Genomic DNA, 21,815 nt, shown 5'->3' with positions numbered 1-21,815 from the left:
GCGTCTCCGGAAACCGGCGACGGCAGTTAGCGTGGGTATATATGTAAACGGGAGCGTAAATGTCAATCCATAGGATAGCGTGCTTTGTGGTTAAGGAATGGTCAAACCTGAAGAAGCGGTATAGTTATGCTTCACGACAGGCAAAATTACCGGTAACAAATTTGTTGGTGTGTCAATCGTTTTCTACTTTTATATTGTTAGTATTTCTATCCATAGAAATTTTTCTACGAAGAGAACCCTTATGCCAACAATTATTATCGCGGAAGATCACAGCGTACTTAGAATGGGAATCAGGATTATCATCAGCGGAATGTATCCTGCAGCCACTATCCTTGAAGCAGATTCCTTTTACCAGGTAACTCATCTATTACAGGAAGCCTCCTGTGATTTACTTATACTGGACATACAGCTCCCCGGCGGAGGCCATCCGCGCATGATTCCCGAGGTCCGTGAACTGAGGCCTTCCGTTCCGGTATTGATTTTTTCTAATTTTGATGAGGAAACACACGCACTCAGCTACCTGAAAGCCGGCGCCAGCGGATATTTGCAAAAAACCGCACCGCCTGAAGAAGTGGAAGATGCCATCCGTACCGTACTGGCAGGCAGTCCGTGGATCAGCAAGCCATTACAATCAAGGTTACTGGGGCATTTCCCGGGTAATAAACAGCCTCAGGCATCCGGCTTGTCGCCCCGGGAGTTTGAAGTGATGCAGTTGATGGTGAAAGGTGCGGGCAACCCGGAAATCAAGGCGGCGCTCAATATCCAGTCTTCTACCCTCAGTACGTTTAAAGCAAAAATATTCCGGAAGATGGGAGTTAACAACATTATTGAACTGGCAGATAAAGTTAATACCTATCCTCCTGGTCAGGAAACCAGATTGTAAATCCGCTCCCTTTCCCTTCCTCGGATACTACGGCCACATGCAGCCCCATGTTTTGAGCCAGTTCTTTTACGATGAGCAACCCGATCCCTCCCCCTGCACCGGGATAATCCCGCACTTCCGCAGCATTGAACCACTGAACGATATCGGCTCTCATACCCGGCCCGGTATCTTTCACGGACAATACCACCCCTCCGTTATGTAGGCGTGCATCCAGCGTAATCTGTCCCTTACGGGTTACTTTCACGGCATTATCAGTCAGGTTGTGGAGGATGACAGACAACAGCAGTTCATCACCATACAGCTGCATCACTTCCGGGATATCGTTCACCAGTGCTGTACCTTTCTCTTTTGCGATGTCCTGGAAAATCTTAAGTACCGCATCAGCAGTTACTGCTGGTTCAAACAGGCTGTTGGCCACCTCACGGTCTGCTATCTGGCTCTTCAGATATTTCAGGAGATTATCTACCATATGGTAGAGGTAGTTGGTATGATCGTTCATTACACGGGCCATCTCTGTAAAGGATGCGCCCTCTTTCTCGGTGAGTTCATAAATCTTCCGGGAAAGGAAATACTGGTATTTAAGCGGTGTGAGTACATTGTGGCCTACCGACTGGATGATCTTATCCTGCAATGCCGACTTCGATTTCAGCTCCTTCGTCTTTTCATCCACCATTAATTTCAGCATGGCATTCTTCCGGTTCATGTATATTTCCCTGAAACGTGCAAGGAGCAATGTGCCGCCAATACCCAACAGTAACAATAAGGCATAGAACCAGCGCGATTCATACCAGGGCACTTCCACATGCAGCCATATACTTTTATAGGTGTAATTGCCCAATCCGAATCCATTATGCTTGCGAACAGTAAGATGATATTCACCGGAAGGCAGGGTGGATAGCATGATATGCCCGTCTACAGGCAGCGGGTTCCAGATAGTATCCGATTCGCCCGATCGTAGTAATGCATATTGTAAATGGAGGTTCTTAGGGTTTCCCATATATGGCGTACTAAACGCCAGTTGGAGGGAATTGAAGTTTTCCGGCAACTGGATAATACTGTCTGCCGCCATTTCCCGGTTACCCAGCATAACGGCATCAAGGAATACCGGCAGCGAAGGCAACACCGGACGTATGGAATCGGGATGAAAAAACACCACCCCGTCCAGGGAAGGCATAGCAGTAAATCCATTACCCAATGTAGCTGCACAGGGCTGGCAGCCGCCGTTGAATTCGTTTGTTGCCATCCCGTCGAACTTATCGTAATAATGATAGTAGGGCAGCCGGGTGGAATCATCGATATAGTCCAGCAGATCTTTCCGGCTCATCTGGAAGAGACCGGTATTGGTAGGAATCCAGAAATATCCGTGACGGTCGAGAGAGATGCAATGTGAATAGGAAAGAAACTGGTCATTATCCATGGGAAATGCCGACAGGCGGCCATTCCGGTACACATAAAAGCCATTGCCATAGGTGGTGATCCATACTTCACCGGGCGCCACTACTTTTATACTCCTGACATACTTCCCTTTTATACCTGCCAGTGAATCTAACCTGCCTGATTGCATGTCATAGATATAAAGCCCCCTGTTAACGCCGATATACATCAGGTTACCATCTTCCGCAAAACAGGTAGGGTCCATCCGGGTAGACATTACTTTATAGGGTGCTTTCTGCTGATCAAATCCATCCATCACCCAAACGCCCTGCGCCTGTTGCAGGCCTATCCACAGCTTACCGCTTTTGTCGGTATGCAGCATGGTTATTTTTGACGGCATCTCCCACTGCCCGTTTTTCCGGATAGGCTGATTAGTGTAATGATACAGGCCTTTATAACCTTTGGTCCAGAAGCCCTGCTCTCCGTCAGGACTAACACTGTAAAAGTCTGATAATACAGGGTCCCACGAAGGTATTGGCCGGGCGCCCGGCTCACCGGGTCCGAGAAAGTAACCGGTTGAAGACATTACCAGATTAGCGCCGAAGGGCATGATGCTATAATGGCTGTTACTTTTTTTAGGTGCATGCCGGGTGGCAAAACGCTGGTCCGTAAGGATAAAAAGCCCGAGGGTAGCACTTCCAAGGAATAATTTGCCTTTATCCTGATCATAAAATGCTGTAGTGATAGTATTGGATGCAACGTCGAAACCTGATAAAATGCGGCGGGTGTGCAGGCCGTTTCCCTGCGGCGTGGCAAGATAAAAGGAGTTACCGGCATACAGTAATACTTCCCTGTCCTGCACCCTGTTCCAGAAAACCTGTGTTTTCCCGGGATGGCGGATAAAATCCAGATCAAGCAGGATATCACCGCTGAAGGCGGCAACCTGCATATCAGTTCCAAAGCGAACGGTGCGGCCATCTTCCTGCAGAAAATAAAGGCTGTCGCCCATCAGGAAGAAATTCCAGCTGCCCTTATTCCGGAAAGGATGCCTGATGCTTTTGCCATTATTTAGCTCCAGCGTCAGTGTATCTTGGTTGTAAATAAAGCGCTCCCCCTTTCGTCCATGCAGGCGGAGGCTCGTCATGGACGATTCCCAGTTCATAATACGGTTGGGCAACCGCACATCATAGGCTTTCTCTGTATCACTGTTATTTCTGCTCACTTCCCACCCCGCGTAATCCCGGTTATCAAAGGGCAAAGTACTGTCTCGCGATATCTTCCCGTTAGCGATTTGCACGATTACATGCTGATAATTCATGGCCAGCAAATCGCCGTTAATGCTGGTAAAAATGTGAAAGAAACGGTGATTATTGGTAACCTCAATAGGGGGAATATGGAGCTGGAAGTGCCGCCCGTCGTACCTTACGAGTCCGCTTTCGGTAGCCAGCCAGATATAACCCAGCTTATCAGCCGCGATGGCATTTACGCTGTTCTGTGGCAGGCCACTGCTGTTATCGAAGTGCTGGAGGCGGTAGGGCAAAGTATCCTGACCACTTTGCGCGCCGGCATTGAGGTATAGGAACATTGTGGCCAATATGTAGATTAGCTTTCTCAGGTCTAAGGGTCTAATGGTTTCCGCTTGGGATGAGCAAATGTACTATCTGTATACTGAATTCAAAACATTTTATGCTTCATTCTCAGCCAGATAAGATGGTTTCCGCACGTATATACGTTACATTTAGTGATACGGATTGAAGGAATTGTAAAAAAGGGTCGTCAGGAATGACAACCCTTTATTTTATAACCATATCCTTTGAAAAACCAAAAAGTTTATATGCACGGCACTCCTGCCTGTTTTTCAACGGCCAGCCGGATAATTATTATTTTATAATGGATAGTATCTGCCGGTAAAGGCAGGTGTATGCGAACAGTACCACATATAGCGGTTGTTGCGGGTAATTACGAAGCTGCAGGGTTCCTAAACGGGCACAAAGATACAGGTTACCGCGAGGGCCATTTGTAGTAATTATTCGACATTGAAGCCGGGTTAACGATCTCCGGGGCAACACCTCCCGGAAATTATTAGCTTTGCGGCATACCATACCGCCATGAAGTCAGTACTCGTTTCGGAAGACCATGCCATTGTACGGTTTGGCATTACAGCCATCATTAAAGATCTTATCCATCCCGTTCAGGTGGTGGAAGCGGCTGATTTCGATGAAACGATCCGGCGGCTTTCGGAAGCGGCCTTCAACCTCCTCATCCTCGACATCAACATACCCGGCGGTAACAACCTTCAAATGATCAGCGCCGTCCGCCTCCGGCAGCCTGATATCAGCATCCTCATATTTTCCGGATACGACGAGCAGATGTTTGGCATCAATTATATTCAGGCGGGGGCCGATGGCTACCTCGAGAAACACGCCCCCGAAGAAGAGATACGCCGGGCTATTCTTACCATGATAGAGAGCGGCAAATACATTACCCCCGGGATCCGTACCCGCCTCATGGAGCACACCGGCCATCACCGGCTGTCTGCCAGCCAGGAAGGCAACCCCCTGCTGGCACTTTCCGGCCGGGAAAAGGAAGTTATGCAATTGCTGGCCCGCGGCATGAGTGTTATGAACATCTCCCGTACCCTCAACCTCCAGGTTACCACCGTAAGCACCTACAAAGGCCGCATCTTCGAAAAGCTGAACATCACCAATGTGATAGAACTGGCGGAGAAGGTCAGGTTATACAGCAACTAAACAAAAAAACGCGCATTGTCACTTTTCGAAATCCTCTAACCCCGAAGCACTTCACTTTAGAGATTCCTGAACCCTGAGTGCTTGCAGCCTTCAACGTTCTTCAATCCCGGATTTTGCGGTATTAGATATCCTTCAATTGCCCCAGCCACTGCTCCGTAGCGGCTTTTGTAACTTTAGGGATAACAAAAAAATCGCTATTATGGCAATCTTAGATTCTCTCATTCCATTCACCGGCAGGCTGGGCAATATCATTGCCTACAAGCGCAACGGTAAGCACTGTTTACGTACGGTGCCTGAAAAAGTAAGGCAAACGGCAAACACCCGCCGCGCTGCCAAAAGGTTTGGTGCAGCAAGCCGCAAGGGCGCCCTTATCCGCCATGCTATCAAGCCACACCTGGACGTTCATACTGATCATGCGCTCGTAAACCGCCTGAACAGCTTAATCCTACAGGCTGGCAGGCATAATCATGCAGCATTGGTTAAGTTCCGCTTCAATGGCTACACAGGTATCAATACGCATATCAATGCAAAGCCTGTATTCACAAATGACGGGAAGCTGCACATCCCCGCACAGCAATTCAAGGCCTGCGCGAAAGCAGAACGCATGGAGATCAAAGTAATCGCAACCCGCATCGACTTTAACACCCGCACCATCACCGGTTCTGATACTGCCTTGCTGAACATCCCCCTGAAGGGACGTTATCAGTCCTTCGAAGGCGCAGATATGCAGGTGAACGTTCCCGGTAAAGGCACGCTGGTAGTAGTAGTAGTGCAGGTACAACAGTTTAAAGATGAGGATGCAATTGGTAACCGCAGGAGTTATGCCGCTGATATTATAGCGGTGGTGGAAGAAGAGCCAAAGAAAGTAGCTGTTACCATAGTTAATCCCCTTCAGGAAATAACCCATCTCCCCGAACGCAGGCCAGTCCCTGCACAAAGCGGGCTCCCACTCATCCTGCGGGAATAGCATATCGCCATAAGTGCGATATTTTGTTATAAATCATTAATTATCAAAACATACGAACCCCAGATCTACCCGGCAGGCACTTCCTCCGCCAGCCATTGCCATATACCTTAGGCACGCTATCTTCACTATTTCTGCTTCCTGTCACCTTTTCACCGGCTTCGCACACGATCCTCCCCACATTCGCTTCAAGTCCACGTTCTCTCTGAATATAATATTTAGTTACCCCACTGTTACTACGGAGTAATTAACCAGTAATTGTCTTCTAAGCAGCACTGTAACTGCGCTGGCCAATGTAAGCACCGGCCGCTGCCTGCATCTCTTCTCCCCTGTTCAATTCATGCGTACAATCCTGAGTCCTAACCAAAATTCCGGATCGCGCAAATCAATTTCCCGATCCCGTAAACTGCTCCCATCCCGGGAATGGAACTTTGCACGGCCGCAAGGCACAACCAAATTCAACACTTTCCCATGACTAAACACCTCATCCTTATTTTCGCTGTGCTCGTTCAGGCGCTTGCCGGTTTCGCACAAAACCGCGAAAATACCGGGACTATCAAAGGAACCCTCACAACGGCAGACGGTCAGCCCGCAGCCAATATCACCATCCGCATCGACCAGTCGAACCGCGGCGCCATCAGTAACGAGAACGGGCATTACACCATCCGTAACATCCGCCCCGGCACCTGGCGCATTATCGTAACCGCCGTGGCAGCAGCCGGACAGGACAAAACTGTAACCGTAGCCGCCGGGCAAACCGTTCAGGCCGATTTCACCCTTAATGAAAATGCCGCCCAGCTTCATGAAGTGATTATTTCCGGCAAGGAGATCGGTAAATCGGGGCAAACCGTAGCCAAGATGCCGCTGAAGAACCTGGAGAACCCGCAGGTATATAACACCGTTACTTCCGAGATCATGAAGCAGCAGGGCCTTACCAACTACGACGATGCATTGCGCAACGTACCGGGCATCACCCGTACCTGGGAATCTACCGGCCGCGCAGGCGACGGGGCAGCATATTACGCCCTCCGTGGCTTCGATGCCCAGCCGCTGCTGGTGAACGGGCTTCCCGGCATCACTTCCGGTACCCTCGATCCGGCCGGCGTACAGGAGATCCAGGTGATCAAAGGGCCTTCGGGCACCCTCTTCGGTGGAGCCTATTACGCATATGGCGGGTTCATCAATACTATTACAAAGAAGCCATACGAAGGCTTCGGCGGGGAACTGAGCTACCAGATGGGCAGCTTCGGCCTCAACCGCATCACGGCCGACGTGAATGCAGTACTCAGCAAGGAAAATAATATCTGGTTCCGGATGAATACGGCCTATACCACCGAGAATTCTTTCCAGGACGCAGGTTTCCGTAAAGCATTCTATATAGCGCCTACCCTCGCCTACCAGGCATCCGACCGCCTTTCCTTCTCCTTCCTGGCAGAGATACTCCAGGAAGAAAGAGCAGTACCGCCCGTGTTTTTCCATAACGACCGCTATTCTCCCCTGGAATATAAAAATGTGGATGAGCTGAACCTCAACCGTTATGCTTCCTTCACCAGCAACGACCTCACCATCCGTAACCCGCGCACCATCTTCCAGGGCCAGATGGTGTATAAGCTGTCTTCCCAATGGACTTCGCAGACCGTGGTTTCCCGCGGCACCGCTAAATCCGACGGCATCTATACCTATATCTGGGACGAATTCCCCGTGGTACAGGATAATACCTTCGACCAGTATTTCCATAACGAGAACCAGACCATCACCACTACCGATATCCAGCAGAACTTTAATGGCGATTTCAAGATCGGCAACATGCGTAACCGTTTGCTCGTGGGGCTTGATTACTTCAACCGCAACCTGCTGGACAATGGAGGCGCCTGGGTGGTTGGCCGCCGCGTAACTCCGCAGGGCAATGCAACCTACCCCGTAAATGGTACCGACGGCAACCCGCTGCAGTTCAACAAAACTGCCATCATGAACCTGCTGGCCGTATCCGGCCCCAACAATGCTACCGATATCCGGAACAATACCTACAGCGCCTATGCTTCCAATATGCTGAACATTACGCCCGGCCTGCTGGTAATGGCCAGCGTACGTGCAGATTACTTTAACTCTTACGGCGATAAGTCTAACCACGATGATGGTTACGATCAGTTCGCGGTATCGCCTAAGTTCGGTATCGTGTACCAGCCGGTACTGGATAAAGTATCGGTGTTCGCCAATTATATGAATGCCTTTATCAACGTAGATCCCCGCACGTTCAACGGGCAATCCTTTTCATTCAAGCCTGAAAAAGCGAACCAGTTTGAGGGTGGCGTGAAATTGAACCTGCTCAACAACCGGCTGACGGCTACCGCATCCGTATATGATATTAAAGTGCGCGACCGGGTGATCGACAAAGGTAACGGCCAGTATTTCCAGGGAGGCAAGGTGCAAAGCCGCGGCTTTGAGTTTGACCTGAATGCACGCCCCGTGGCAGGCCTCACCCTGATTGCCGGCTACTCCTATAATTATGGAGAAACGATCGAAGGCAAGGGCAACGACTTTTACCAGGAAGCCGGCAGGGCTTATGGCGGACAGGGCCCCAGCAACCTGGGTAACCTCTGGGCCTCCTACACCATTCAGCAGGGTGCGCTCCGCAACTTTGGACTGGGTGCCGGGGGCAACTACGGCAGTGAGTATAAAGTGATCGACAATAGCGTGACCGGTGTTTTCTACCTCCCCTCCTATGTAACGGTGAATGCCGGGGTGTTTTACAACGGTCCGCGTGTGCGCATCAATCTTAACGTGAATAACCTGACCGACGAGGTGTATTACACCGGCTACTGGTCAGTAAACCCGCAGAAGCCGATCAACTTCACGTTCGGTGCTGCGTATAAATTCTGATCCTGATTCTTTTTGAATGTTCCGGAGGCCCGCCAGTGATGGCGGGCCTTTTCATGTGAGATCTGCTAAATTTCCGCTAAATCTGTACATTTAAGGCGCATAACACGTTTTTATTAGCCTGAGATGATGACTACTCCCGAGATATTCCGCGAGAAATCGCCCTTATCGGAAAAAGATTGTTTTGTCGTATTCGACCGCCGCAAATCTTCCTTCACTTTCCCGGTGCATGTGCATCCGGAATATGAGCTCAATTTCGTAGAAGGGGCACCCGGAGCGGAGCGCATCATCGGCGATTCGCTGGAAACCATCGGCGAGCTGGACCTCGTGCTGATCGCGAACCCCGAGCTGAAGCATGCCTGGAAAGACGGTACCTGTACCTCCAGCAACATCCACGAAATCACCATCCAGTTTCATGCTTCGCTCATAGAACAGTATCTCGATAAGAACCAGTTTAATTCCATCCGCCAGCTTTTTGCCAGGGCTGCACGGGGCGTGAGCTTTGGACCGGCAACCATTGCAAGGGTGCAGCCGCTGCTGCGCATCCTTACCATGGAGAACGACGGGTTTTACTCCGTGATGCGGTTCTTTATCCTCTTACACGAACTATCCAAGGGCGACGATTACCGGGAGCTTTCCAGTACCGTACTCCCTGAAGAGAACAGTACCGCCCTGCAGCTGCATAAGCTCCGGAGCTATGTAAACCGGCATGTTTCGGGAGACATCCGGCTGTCAGACGCATCGGCCATCGTGAACATGAGCCGCTCCACCTTTGCCCGGTTCGTAAAACTGCATACCGGCATGAACTTTACAGATTACCTGCTGGACGTGCGCATCAATATGGCCATCCACCAGCTTAAATCAGGCTCCCCTATTCCTGATGTGGTAGCCAGCTGCGGCTTCAACAGCGTTTCTTACTTCTACCGCGTATTCAAGAAATCCAAGGGCATAACCCCTGCAGAGTTCAGAGAGCTGTCGAAAAAACACCAGATGATCATTTAATTTCCGCAAAACCACTGAACCGTTAGTTCAACCTCATTGAACAAATTGTACAATAACCCCGCGTTACAGGACAATTAAAATGACGGAGGCATTCGCGCCCGCTACTATCGTCAATCCAACATTTATTCCTCCCAAACCAACAACCGCCGGATGCCGCGGCAGAATGAGCATGTTTAGTGCTGATGATTTCACACACATCATTCCGTCCATCTAAAAAATGACCTGATAGTTCAATCAGAATGAGCTTTACGGGCAATACTCCCCCAAACCATTCTCCTAGCTTTACTGCCGTTAAAATCTGACAGACAGCAGCCAAAGGGGGCCGGACATGATAAGCAAACACGTATCCCTGCCGCACCATCGTTACGTAAAACTTTCTTCAAATACACTTAAAAAAAAATCCACTTCTGCGTATGAAAAAAATCGCATTCATACTACTTATTGGAGTATTCAGCCTCAACTCGTGGGCGCAGCAGCGCTCCGTGAAAGGCACGGTAACCGACAAGGAGAACAACAAGATCCCCGGTGCCACCGTCAGGATCAAAGGCACCAACAAAGGCACCACTACGGATGCCAATGGTAATTTCACACTGGAAGCTGCACGCGGACAGGTACTGGAATTCTCTTCCGTAGGCATGCAGAAAACAGAATTGCAGGTAGGTGAATCGGGCAGCATGTCCATCACCCTGGAATCGGACAGTCGCCTCGATGAAGTAATTGTAGTAGGATACGGCCGTGTAAAACGGAGAGACCTCACCGGCGCAGTAGCATCCGTAACCGGTAAAGACCTGCAGGCTGATATGGCCAAGAATGCTTCCGCTGCCCTACAGGGCCGTATTGCCGGTGTAAGTGTATCCAACATGGGCGGCCAGCCCGGCTCCGGCATGAGCATCAACATCCGCGGCCTCAGCTCCCTCGGCTCCAACACACCACTGTACGTGATCGACGGAGTGTATGGAGACATCAACATGGTAGACCCTTCAGACATTGCTTCCCTCGAAGTACTTAAAGATGCATCTGCCTCCGCCATCTACGGCTCCCGCGCCGCTAACGGCGTAGTGCTCATCACTACAAAAGGCGGCCGGAAAGATCAGGCGCCTACCGTAAACCTCAATGCCTATACCGGCACACAGACCATCACCCGCAAGCTCGGTGTGCTGGATGCACAGCAATGGAAAGGTGTGATGAAACAATCCGGCTACCTGCCACCCGATGCCGTAGATTATGCAGGCAACGGCACCAACTGGCAGGATGAAGTATACCGCACCGCGCCCGTTTCCAAAGTGAACGTATCCGTAGCAGGTGGCTCCAAAACCGCTACCTATAACATTTCCGCTGGCTACCTCGATCAGCAGGGTATCCTTATCAACTCCGGTTTTAAAGCGTATAACCTGCGCAATAAAAATACCTTCAGCTTCTTCGATGATCATGTACGCCTCGGCAATACGATCATGCTGCGCTCTTCCCAGAAAGACGTGAACCGCCTTACCATCACCGACCCGCTGCGGCAGAACCCGCTGCTGGCAGTGCATAACCCTAACCAGCTGGGAGGCTATGCAGGCATCGCACCCTGGATGAAGAACATGGATAACCCCGTGGGCGCTTCCATGCTGTTCGAAAACCAGGTACACCAGACCGATCTGCTCATCAACGCATATGCAGAAGTGGATCTTTTCCTGAAAGGACTGAAGTATAAATTCAACCTCGGCCTCAACCGTACCAACGGCCGTAACTATAACTACAACGCACCGCACGACTTCGGTTCAGGTGCCATACAGTCCAAGCTCGGCGAGTCTGCCTTCTTCGACAATCAGTGGCTGGCAGAAAACACCCTCCACTACGATAACACTTTCGGCAAGCACAACGTATCCGCACTGCTGGGTTATTCTGCACAGAAGAACTCCAACCGTGGGTTTGGTGCAAGCAGGAACGATATTCCGTTCGGCACCAACTCCATCGGTGCAGGCGCCACCACACAGCAAACCACCAGCGGCGGTTTGCAGGAATACGCACTGGTATCCCAGTTCTCCCGCCTCATGTACAGCTACGACAGCCGTTACATGATCGCCGCATCCGTACGCCGCGACGGATCTTCCCGCTTTGCTGACGGGCACCGCTACGGCACCTTTCCGTCTGTATCCGTAGGCTGGAACATTATGAACGAAGACTTCTTCGCACCGCTGAAAGGAAAGATCGACGAGCTGAAGCTCCGCGCCAGCTATGGTGTGTTGGGTAACCAGGAGATCGGCAACTACGCCACCCAGAGCATCAGCTCCAGCGGTATCAACTACCTGCAGGGCGGCACCTGGTGGATGGGTGCTAACACAGGCGTGGTTTGGGTATCGCCCGGTAACCTTACCTGGGAAGAAACCAAGACCAGCAACATCGGTCTGGATGCGAGCTTCTTTAAAGGCAAACTTTCTGTGAACGCAGATTACTATGTACAGGAAACGAAAGATGTACTGCTGAGCATCGCCATGCCGGGCTCTGCGGGCCTCAACGGCTCCCCTACCATGAACGCAGGCGTGATCCGTAACACCGGTTATGAACTGCTGGTGAACTATAAAGGCAATGTTGGTAAAGTAACCTACTCTATCGGCGCCAACGCATCTGCCGTGAAGAACAAGGTACAGGCCATCACCGTGGGCAGCAGCAAACAGGAGTTTGGCGGCTATAACCCCCAGGGCGAAGGAACCATTACCTGGGCTAAGGTAGGCGACCCTATCGGTGCTTTCTATCTCATCAAAACCAACGGTATTTTCCAGAGTGTAGATGAAGTGAATGCACATAAAGGCAAAGGCGGCTCCCTGATCCAGCCCGATGCCAAGCCCGGTGATATCCGTTTCGAAGATTTCAACGGCGACGGTAAGATCTCTGACGACGACCGCCAGTATGCCGGCAGCCCCTTCCCCAGCTTCACTTATGGTGTACGTGGCAGTGTAGCCTACAAAGGTTTTGACCTCGGGTTCTTCTTCGACGGCATGACCGGAAATAAGATTTACAACTATACCCGTACCCGCATGGAGTCTATGAACGAGTTCACCAACTTCAGCACCAGCACCCTGAATGCCTGGACGGAGCAGAACCGCAATACGGATATGCCCCGCTTCACGCAGGAAGATAAGAACAAGAATGCCCGCCGCGTTAGCGACCGCTGGCTGGAAAACGGTTCTTTCCTCCGCCTGAAAACGCTGGAACTGGGTTATGCCCTCCCCGGCTCTTTCGTACAAAAGGCCCGTATCCGCGATGCGAGAGTGTTTGCAGCGGTAGAGAACGCCTTCACTGTTACCAAATACAAGGGCTATACACCTGATCTGGGTCAGAACGACGACCAGAATGGCGGTGGTTCCAGCACCATGTCAAGAGGTACAGACCATGGCCGCTTCCCGCTCGCAAGAACGATCATGGTAGGCTTCCAGCTGAACTTCTGATCGAACGACCGCAACCGTTTACCCATCAATTTTTGAAAACATGAAAACGATGAACATTTCCACTATAAAAAAATTATCCTTCGCAGCCGCGCTGGCCTGCACTTTCGCAGCCTGCAAGGAATCAGAGTTCCTCAACCTTACCAATCCCAACCAGGCGGTAGATAAAACCTTCTGGACGTCGGAAGCAAACGCACAGTCGGCCCTGGCCACCGTATACTCCCCTATCCGCGGGCAGATGTATGGCTACTTCGGCGGGTATACCGGCTGGCATACCATGAACCGTGCTGATGATGTATGGTTCATCCTCGGTGAGGAAATGCACAACTGGGAGCCTGCTACTTACACCAATACACCTAACACCGCAGAAAGCGATTTCGGCCGGTTGTACAACACCATCAACCGCGCCAACGTGGTATTGAAAAACGTGCAGAACGTTCCGATGGATGTAAACCGCCGCAACGAGCTGTATGGCGAAGCCGCCTTCCTGCGCGGATATGCTTACCTCCTGCTGGTGACCAACTTTGGTGATGTACCCCTCCGCCTTATACCCGCTATCGAAGATGCATCGGAGATCATGAAACCCTCTTCTCCCGAAGCGGCCGTATGGGCACAGGTGGTGGAAGACTTTAAGACCGCCAAACAGTACCTGCCCATTACCCGCCCTGCCGCACAGGCCGGCCGTGTTACCAAAGGCGCCGCTATCGCACACCTCGGAAAGGCACTGGTGTACATGAAAAAGTACGCCGAAGCAGAAACAGAACTGGCTACTATTATGACAGCCCCGTATACTTACGACCTGGTGCCTAAATTCGAAGATAACTTCACGGAACTCACTGAGCTGAACAAGGAATCCGTGTTCGAGATCATGTACGACGGCAGCTTTGGTGAAGGCAGCTGGGGTTCAGAATCACCTACCGCCACACAGGGCTTTGTGATCGCCAACTTCGCCGGTCCACAGGGCACAGGCGGCTGGTTTAAATGGATGCCCACCGCATCAATCGTTCAAAGCTTCATCGCGGAAGAAAGGCCTGCAGGGTCAGATACCCGTTTCGACAAGCGGATGTACACCAGCTTCTACTGGAAACATTCCGACTTTAACGACGCTGTTGCGGATGGAGCCTGGTTTGGCAACATGAGCTTCGATAATATCTGGAACGCTTCCGCCACCAAGCGCCTCCGTGGTGAGCCCGATTACCCCACCATCAACGGTGTGAAAGGCCGCTTCCTGATCAAGAAGTTCACCAACTTCTATAAGAACCAGCCCGATGCCAACAGCATGTACAACCAGCAGAACCAGAACAACAACCTGCGTGTGATGCGTTTTGCGGAAGTATTGCTGCTGCATGCTGAGGCCTGCATCAAGAATAACAAGCCCGGCCTTGCCGCAGCCGACCTCACCCGCATCCGCGAGCGTGCAGGACTGGCACCAAAAACATGGGCTACCAACGATGCACTCTGGCAGGAAATGATCCATCAGAACGAGCTGGAGTTCTTCTTCGAAGGGCACCGCTTCTTTGACCTGAAACGCTGGTACAACTATGCGGAAATGAAGCAGATCCTTGTTAACAACAAAAAACAGGGTGCTGAAAACTTCCAGGCTAAGCACTATTATCTTCCTATCCCCCAGAACGAGCGTAATACCAACACCGCTATTCAGCAACACCCGCTCTGGTAATATTTGTCATGTATTGAATCAACACAGCAGGGAACGGCTTCAAAACCGTTCCCTGTTTTATCATCCAGGTTATGCAAGTGAACAAATTATTCCTCCTCCTCATCGTGGTTACGGCCACATTATTCTCCTGTCGGAGAGACCGGAAAGATGTTACTCCGGACCCTTCTATTCAAAAAGCACTCGAAAAACTAGTAGACGGTGGCAGTCTGCTCAACAGCTACACCCTCGAAAACAATGTATATGTATTCCGTTTTGAAACGGAAGAAGTGCGCATCCCTGCAGATCAGATCGGCAGCATACAGGAACAGAAAGACCGTTGGAAAACCACCGTTACTCTCCGCAGTGGGGCAGTTATAGCTGTACCCTCGAAGGGTACCGACCTTGGCTTTATGGTGGAAACTGTGACACTGAACCCTTCGGGATATAATCCCCTGGCAGCCGTGGCGGAGCTTCGGCTACCAGCAACCGGGCGTATTCAGGTAACGGTAGTAGGTAAAGAAGGCTCCAACGGAACCATCACACACCTTTGCCAATCCTCCATTATCCGCCAGGATGTACCCATCCTCGGGCTGTACCCTAATTACAACAACACCGTTATCCTCACCTTTACTGATAAAGACGGCAAACCACGCGGCAGCACACAGATCAGGGTGCAGACGGCGCCCCTTCCCGTACAGGGTTTTCCTGTGCCGGAAAAGATTGTGGCACAGCCCGGTAAAATGGAACCGGGCGTGAACCTGGTAAGCTATCCCGGAGAAAGCGAAGCTGATATATCTGCCCCATATATGGTGGATGCCGATGGAGAGATCCGCTGGGTACTGCTGCTGAAGCAATCTCCCGGCTTCCAGCGCTTTGGCGCTTCCATAGGATTGAAACGCACTAAAAACGGACATTTCATTTCGGGCGACGGGCAGCTGCACCGCATCGTGGAATTGGATATGTTCGGTAAACTGCTCCGCCAGTGGGATCTTGCTAAGCTCGGTTACACCTTCCACCACGAAGTAACCGAAGCCGCCAATGGTAACTTCCTCATTACCGTAAGCAAATCATCTGCCCGCCTCGCCAGTGGCAAACCCCGCGTCAACGATTTCATAATTGAACTAAACCCGGTTAACGGCACCGTGGTTAAGGAATGGGACCTCACTACCATGATGGACAGCTCCCGCTATGAGAAAACACCAGACGGATCTACCCCCGGCCCCTTCGCCCAATCGGCAGGGAACTGGGCGCATAACAACTCCATCGCGGAACATGGCGGCCACCTGCTCATGACCATGCGTTACCAGGGTATTGCCTCCTTTACCGCAGCAGGCGCCGTGAAGTGGATACTTTCCCCGCATAAAGGATGGGGAGAGAAATACAGGAAGTTCCTGCTGAAACCCGTGAACGAACAGGGTGCGCTGGTTACTGACCAAACCGTTATCGACGGCGAAGCTCCCGGACAGGGATTTGAATGGAGCTGGGGACCGCACACACCCGTGAGCCTGCCCAACGGCAACATCCTCGTATTCGACAACGGGTACAACCGCCATTGGATTCCCAACGCGCAGACGCAGAATTACAGCAGAGCCGTAGAATATAAAATCGACGAAAGCAAAGGAACCGTGCAGCAGGTGCGCCAGTATGGCAAATCGAGAGGCGCAGCAGGCTTTTCGCAGGCGCTTTCAGGCGTGCAATATTTAAAGTCTACCGGGCACATCATGTTCTGTCCCGGTATGGGCGTGCCTACTGCCAAAGGCTTTGGCGGGCGAGTGGTGGAGGTAGACCCTGCTACCGGCGAAGTCATCTTTGAGCTGGAGATCACCGCCCCCAGCGGCACCGCATTCCACAGAGTAACCCGTTTATCCTTATATCCAGACAACCTTTAAGAACAGTACCGAATCACAGATTAATATCAGCAGAAGAAAGGAGAACACATGAAAGACCAGTTTCAGCAACGCTGGGAAGAATTAGAACAGCGTCAGGAGGCCCTGCTGGCCAGGATTAATACACCCAGCCCGCAACATAACGGCATTGTGCAGCGGTACCAGTATCCCGTCATCACCCGCGAACATATCCCGCTTATCTGGCGGTACGACCAGGACCCGCGATCCAACCCCTACTGCCAGGAGCGCATAGGTATGAACACCACCATGAACGCCGGCGCCATCAAATGGAACGGCAGATACCTCATGATGGTAAGAGTGGAAGGCACCGACCGCAAATCGTTTTTCGCTATCGCGGAAAGTCCGAACGGTATTGACCAGTTCCGTTTCTGGCCACGGCCCGTGGAATTGCCCGATACCGAACCCCATGAAACCAATGTTTACGACATACGGCTCACCGCACATGAAGACGGCTGGATATACGGCGTGTTCTGCAGCGAACGCCATCACCCCAACGCCGCACCCGGCGACCTCTCTACCGCCATGGCCAGTGCAGGTATTGTGCGTACGAAAGACTTCCTTCACTGGGAGCGTTTACCCAACCTGCAAAGCACCAGCCAGCAAAGGAATGTGGTGCTGCACCCTGAGCTGGTAGAAGGGAAGTATGCGTTCTATACCCGTCCGCAGGACGATTTCATACTCGCAGGTACCGGCGGCGGCATAGGCTGGGCACTGGTGAATGATATTCTCAAGCCTGTAATCGAAAACGAAACGATCATCAACAAACGGTACTACCATACCATTAAGGAGCTGAAAAACGGTGAAGGCCCCCATCCTATCAAGACCCCCAAAGGGTGGCTGCACCTGGCGCATGGCGTGCGTAACTGCGCAGCGGGACTGCGGTATGTGCTGTACATGTACCTCACCGCGCTGGACGCTCCTTCCGAATTGATAGCCGAACCGGCAGGGTACCTGCTGGCACCGGAAGATATGGAACGGGTGGGCGATGTATCGAACGTACTGTTCTCCAACGGCTGGATCTGTGACGACGATGGTACCGTGTACATCTACTACGCCTCCAGCGATACCCGGATGCATGTGGCCCTATCTTCCGTAAACCAGTTGCTGGATTATTGCCTGCATGCACCTGTCGATGAACTAAGGTCTGCCGCCTCCGTGATGCGCATCAACGAGCTGATAGACCGGAATCTCGCTTACCGGGAAAAAGCGGGCTAACTGATTGGCGGGATCAGAATTCTGCTATCTTTACCGGCTTTACTACCACGTTAACAGGAATACATCGCATGAAGCTTGCATTAATTGACGTACTCATTATTGCCATCTACCTCGCCGCTATGGTCGTGATCGGGCTGATCATGAAAAAGAAGGCGGCTAAAAACCTTGATGAGTATTTCCTTGGTGGCAAAACACTGCCGTATTACCTGCTAGGCCTCTCGAACGCCTCCGGCATGTTTGATATTTCGGGTACCATGTGGCTGGTGTACCTCGCTTTTGTATATGGACTGAAAAGCTTGTGGGTGCCCTGGCTGTGGCCTGTGTTTAACCAGATATTCATGATGGTATACCTTTCCGTATGGCTCCGGCGCAGCAATGCGCGGACCGGCGCGGAATGGATACGCACCCGGTTCGGCTTCGGCAACGGGGCGGGCCTCTCCCATGGCATCGTGGTTTGTTACGCCGTGATCGGTGTGGTGGGGTTCCTGAGTTATGGCTTCATTGGCGTGGGTAAGTTCATGGAAGTATTCCTGCCCTGGGATATCATATCTGCCTACGTTCCCTTTCACGTAGATCCGGTATTCGTTCCACATTTATACGGCATCTTCTTCACCAGCATCGCCACTTTTTACGTGATCATGGGCGGTATGGAAGGCATTGTATGGGCTGATGCCGTGCAGTTTACCATCATGACCGTTTCAGGCATTGCCATCGCCGTTACGGCCATGAATACGGTGAGTGCCGATGCGCTGGCAGCGAGCATTCCGGCGGGATGGGACAGTCCGTTTTTTGGCTGGGAGCTGGGGATCGACTGGAGTCATCACATCCCTTCCATTATGGAAAAGATCAGTGCCGACCAGTATGGACTGTTTGCCGTATTTGTGATGATGATGCTGTTTAAAGGCGTCTTTTTCAGCATGGCAGGCCCCGCGCCCAGCTACGATATGCAGAAGGTACTGGCCTGCCGTACCCCGCGCGAAGCGGCCCTCATGAGCGCATCGGTAAGTGTTTTCCTGCTGCTTCCCCGCTACCTGATGATTATGGGCTTTACGGTGCTGGCGCTTGTATTCTTTAGTGCAGACTTCCGGCAGGCAGGGAACGGGATCGATTTCGAGACTATACTACCCAGGGCCATCAGCCAGTTTTCTCAGGCGGGGCTAACCGGGCTGCTCCTGGCAGGATTGCTGGCCGCTTTCATCTCCACCTTTGCATCCACCGTTAATGCGGCCCCTGCTTATCTTATCAACGACGTATATCTCCGGTACATCAACCCCTATGCGAGCAGTAAAGTAACGATCCGCGCCAGCTACATCATTTCGCTGGTAGTGGTGGTGTTCAGTACCGTTACCGCTTTCTATATCCAGGACATCAATACCATCCTGCAATGGATCGTATCCGCATTATATGGGGGCTATATAGCCGCCAATGTGTTGAAGTGGCATTGGTGGCGTTTTAACGGCCACGGCTTTTTCTGGGGCATGTTTGCCGGGATTCTGGCGGCGGTTATTGTTCCGCAGATCTTCCCCGACACCCTGCCGCTGTATTACTTCCCCCTTATGCTGGTGCTTTCACTGATCGGCTGCATCATTGGCACATACAGTTCCCCGGCGGTGGATGAGGATACGCTGGTAGAGTTTTACGTACGCGTACGCCCCTGGGGCTACTGGGGACCTGTGGCAGCAAAAGCCATGCAGCGCTACCCCGGTCTGCAGCCCAATACCAACTTCCGGCGGGATATGGTGAATATTGCCGTGGGGATCGTATGGCAATGTGCCCTTACCCTCCTGCCTATGTACATTGTACTGCAATATCACCTTTCGCTTTTCAGCACCATCCTGGTGCTGGGTATTACCACACTTATCCTGAAAAAGAACTGGTACGATAATATGAACAGGGAAGAGATCGAGTACGAACGGTTCATGTCATCTATCGGAAAAAGCATTCACGACTCGGTGAAAGAAAAAACCGCCGCATAGTTTCCCACTACTGACATAAGGCTGTCAAAACGGTGACTTACCTTTGAATTACATCTGAGGAAGGCCGCGAAATACCCCAAATTTGTCGTTTTTGCGCCCCATAGATGCAAACAATACGTGCTTAATTTGTATCTGTAAAACCACTATATGCAATCCAACAAGAAAGGGGCTCTGGCCTTTATTTTCGTAACACTGCTGATCGATGTCATGGGATGGGGGCTGATCATTCCTGTGATGGCGGACCTTATCATACAACTTAAGGGCGTAAAAGCCAACGAAGCAAGCACTTACGGATCGTACCTCATCGCCGTATTCGCCGTTATGCAATTCATTTTTGCCCCGCTGGTGGGCAACCTGAGCGACCGTTATGGCCGCCGTCCCGTATTGCTCCTGTCGCTCCTCGGCTTCGGGATCGATTACGTTATACTGGCCCTGGCGCCTACTTTCAGCTGGCTGTTTGTAGGGCGGGTAATAGCTGGCATTACCGGTGCAAGCTTTACTACGGCTTCGGCTTATATCGCGGATGTGAGTCCGGATGAAACTACCCGTGCCAAGAACTTCGGGATGATCGGTGCGGCCTTCGGACTGGGTTTTGTACTGGGCCCCGCTTTGGGTGCAGGGCTGGCCAGCTTCGGTTTGCGTGCTCCTTTCTGGGCAGCCGCTGGGCTTTGCCTGCTGAACTGCCTGTACGGGTATTTCATTCTGCCCGAATCGCTTTCCAAAGAAAACAGGCGCCCCTTCGAATGGAAGCGCGCTAATCCCCTGGGTTCACTGAACTTCCTGAAACAACATCCGGAAATTATGGGGTTAACGGTAGCCTTCTTCCTCATTTACCTTGGTGCACAGGCTGTACAGAGCAACTGGAATTTCTTTACCCAGTACCGCTTTGGCTGGACAGAAGGCATGATCGGCATATCCCTTACAGTAGTAGGTGTACTGGTGGGCGCTGTTCAGGGTGGATTAACCCGTGTGGTAGTGCCTAAGTTCGGGAACGAGAAAAGTATTTATGTGGGACTGGGATTGTATGCATTAGGGATGGTACTGTTTGGTTTTGCTACGGAAAGCTGGATGATGTTTGCCTTCCTGGTGCCTTATTGCCTTGGTGGCATTTGCGGGCCTTCGCTGCAATCGGTTATTGCCGGACATGTGCAGGCCAACCAACAGGGCGAACTGCAGGGAGCGCTTACCAGCCTGATGAGCCTTACAACCATAGCAGGGCCGCTTATTATGAACAATTCCTTCGCTTTCTTTACATCTCCCCGTGCCCCGTTCCAATTCCCCGGGGTACACTTTATACTGGGAGCCATTTGCATGGTATTGAGCATTATACTCATCTACCGCGTGTTCAATAAGGAAAAGAAAAATCCCGACGTCCGGCATGTGCTGGAAGATACCCAGGCGGCGGCAGAAATGCCGGTACATTAAACTGATAAATCGTTCTTTCCAAAGGGGGGCTTCTCAACTAAAAGAGATGCCCCCTTTGTTGTTTACAGTTGTTTCCACTGACATAGATGAAACCCTGCCCCTGATGCCTTCAAAAGAGGTCCTAAAGGCAGTGGAAGGCAGTGTAGAGGCAGTCTACCCCTGGTGTAAAGGCAGCCTAAAGGCAGTGAAAAGGCAGTCCGGAGGTAGTAACAAGGCAGTATAGATGAAGGATGTCTTACACTGAAAAAACTTTACAGGGTTAGGGGGTTAAGTACGGGATTGGCTTGACAGCATTGTCGTTAAACACTGTTTTCGCTTTACAGTTACTTGGCTTGCGATCAAATTCGCTTTACAATT

At 51.5% G+C, this 21,815-nt stretch carries 12 protein-coding genes; 11 read left to right on the top strand and 1 reads right to left on the bottom strand.

Features of this window, described 5'->3' with window-relative positions; translation table 11 throughout:
• Window positions 1-241: 241 nt before the first annotated feature.
• On the top strand, window positions 242-883 hold the full coding sequence (locus DEV76_RS25720) for a response regulator transcription factor (RefSeq protein WP_109700835.1): 642 nt from the start codon (window positions 242-244) through the stop codon (window positions 881-883).
• Here the strand turns inward: DEV76_RS25720 and DEV76_RS25715 are convergent.
• Window positions 846-3,842 carry a sensor histidine kinase gene (locus tag DEV76_RS25715; protein ID WP_109700834.1) on the bottom strand — a complete coding sequence of 999 codons (2,997 nt, stop codon included), beginning with the start codon at window positions 3,840-3,842 and terminating at the stop codon, window positions 846-848. The genes DEV76_RS25720 and DEV76_RS25715 overlap by 38 nt on opposite strands.
• A 523-nt stretch (window positions 3,843-4,365) precedes the next feature.
• Between DEV76_RS25715 and DEV76_RS25710 the strand changes: the two genes are divergently transcribed.
• The 10 genes from DEV76_RS25710 (at window position 4,366) to DEV76_RS25665 (ending at window position 21,458) form a co-directional block, all read left to right on the top strand.
• A complete protein-coding gene (locus DEV76_RS25710) occupies window positions 4,366-5,007 on the top strand; it encodes a response regulator (RefSeq protein WP_109700833.1) in 642 nt (213 codons plus the stop codon).
• A 199-nt stretch (window positions 5,008-5,206) separates the two neighbouring features.
• Entirely contained in the window at window positions 5,207-5,974 is a 768-nt protein-coding gene (locus tag DEV76_RS25705; RefSeq protein ID WP_109700832.1) for a hypothetical protein, read from the top strand.
• Between the two features lie 468 nt (window positions 5,975-6,442).
• Window positions 6,443-8,851: a TonB-dependent receptor gene (locus tag DEV76_RS25700; protein WP_109700831.1), complete on the top strand. Its 2,409-nt coding sequence runs from the start codon at window positions 6,443-6,445 to the stop codon at window positions 8,849-8,851.
• Between the two features lie 123 nt (window positions 8,852-8,974).
• The gene (locus tag DEV76_RS25695; RefSeq protein ID WP_232827045.1) at window positions 8,975-9,850 is read left to right on the top strand and encodes an AraC family transcriptional regulator; all 876 of its coding nucleotides are present in this window, start codon (window positions 8,975-8,977) and stop codon (window positions 9,848-9,850) included.
• Window positions 9,851-10,263: 413 nt separating this feature from the next.
• The gene (locus DEV76_RS25690; RefSeq protein WP_109700829.1) at window positions 10,264-13,281 is read left to right on the top strand and encodes a SusC/RagA family TonB-linked outer membrane protein; all 3,018 of its coding nucleotides are present in this window, start codon (window positions 10,264-10,266) and stop codon (window positions 13,279-13,281) included.
• A gap of 40 nt (window positions 13,282-13,321) precedes the next feature.
• Window positions 13,322-14,956, top strand: coding sequence for a RagB/SusD family nutrient uptake outer membrane protein (locus DEV76_RS25685; RefSeq protein WP_198652262.1), 1,635 nt, complete (start codon window positions 13,322-13,324; stop codon window positions 14,954-14,956).
• Window positions 14,957-15,027: 71 nt separating this feature from the next.
• Entirely contained in the window at window positions 15,028-16,824 is a 1,797-nt protein-coding gene (locus tag DEV76_RS25680) for an aryl-sulfate sulfotransferase (protein ID WP_109700828.1), read from the top strand.
• A 48-nt stretch (window positions 16,825-16,872) separates the two neighbouring features.
• Window positions 16,873-18,057, top strand: coding sequence for a glycoside hydrolase family 130 protein (locus DEV76_RS25675; protein ID WP_109700827.1), 1,185 nt, complete (start codon window positions 16,873-16,875; stop codon window positions 18,055-18,057).
• Window positions 18,058-18,125: 68 nt separating this feature from the next.
• Window positions 18,126-20,033, top strand: a complete 1,908-nt coding sequence (locus DEV76_RS25670; RefSeq protein ID WP_109700826.1) for a sodium:solute symporter family protein — start codon at window positions 18,126-18,128, stop codon at window positions 20,031-20,033.
• 147 nt (window positions 20,034-20,180) lie between these two features.
• The gene (locus DEV76_RS25665; protein ID WP_109700825.1) at window positions 20,181-21,458 is read left to right on the top strand and encodes a TCR/Tet family MFS transporter; all 1,278 of its coding nucleotides are present in this window, start codon (window positions 20,181-20,183) and stop codon (window positions 21,456-21,458) included.
• The last annotated feature ends 357 nt before the right edge of the window (window positions 21,459-21,815 follow it).

It is taken from the genome of Chitinophaga deserti (genome assembly GCF_003149455.1).
In the GTDB taxonomy this organism is placed as follows: Bacteria; Bacteroidota; Bacteroidia; order Chitinophagales; family Chitinophagaceae; genus Chitinophaga; species Chitinophaga deserti.
This window is presented reverse-complemented; position numbering and strand designations above follow the sequence as displayed.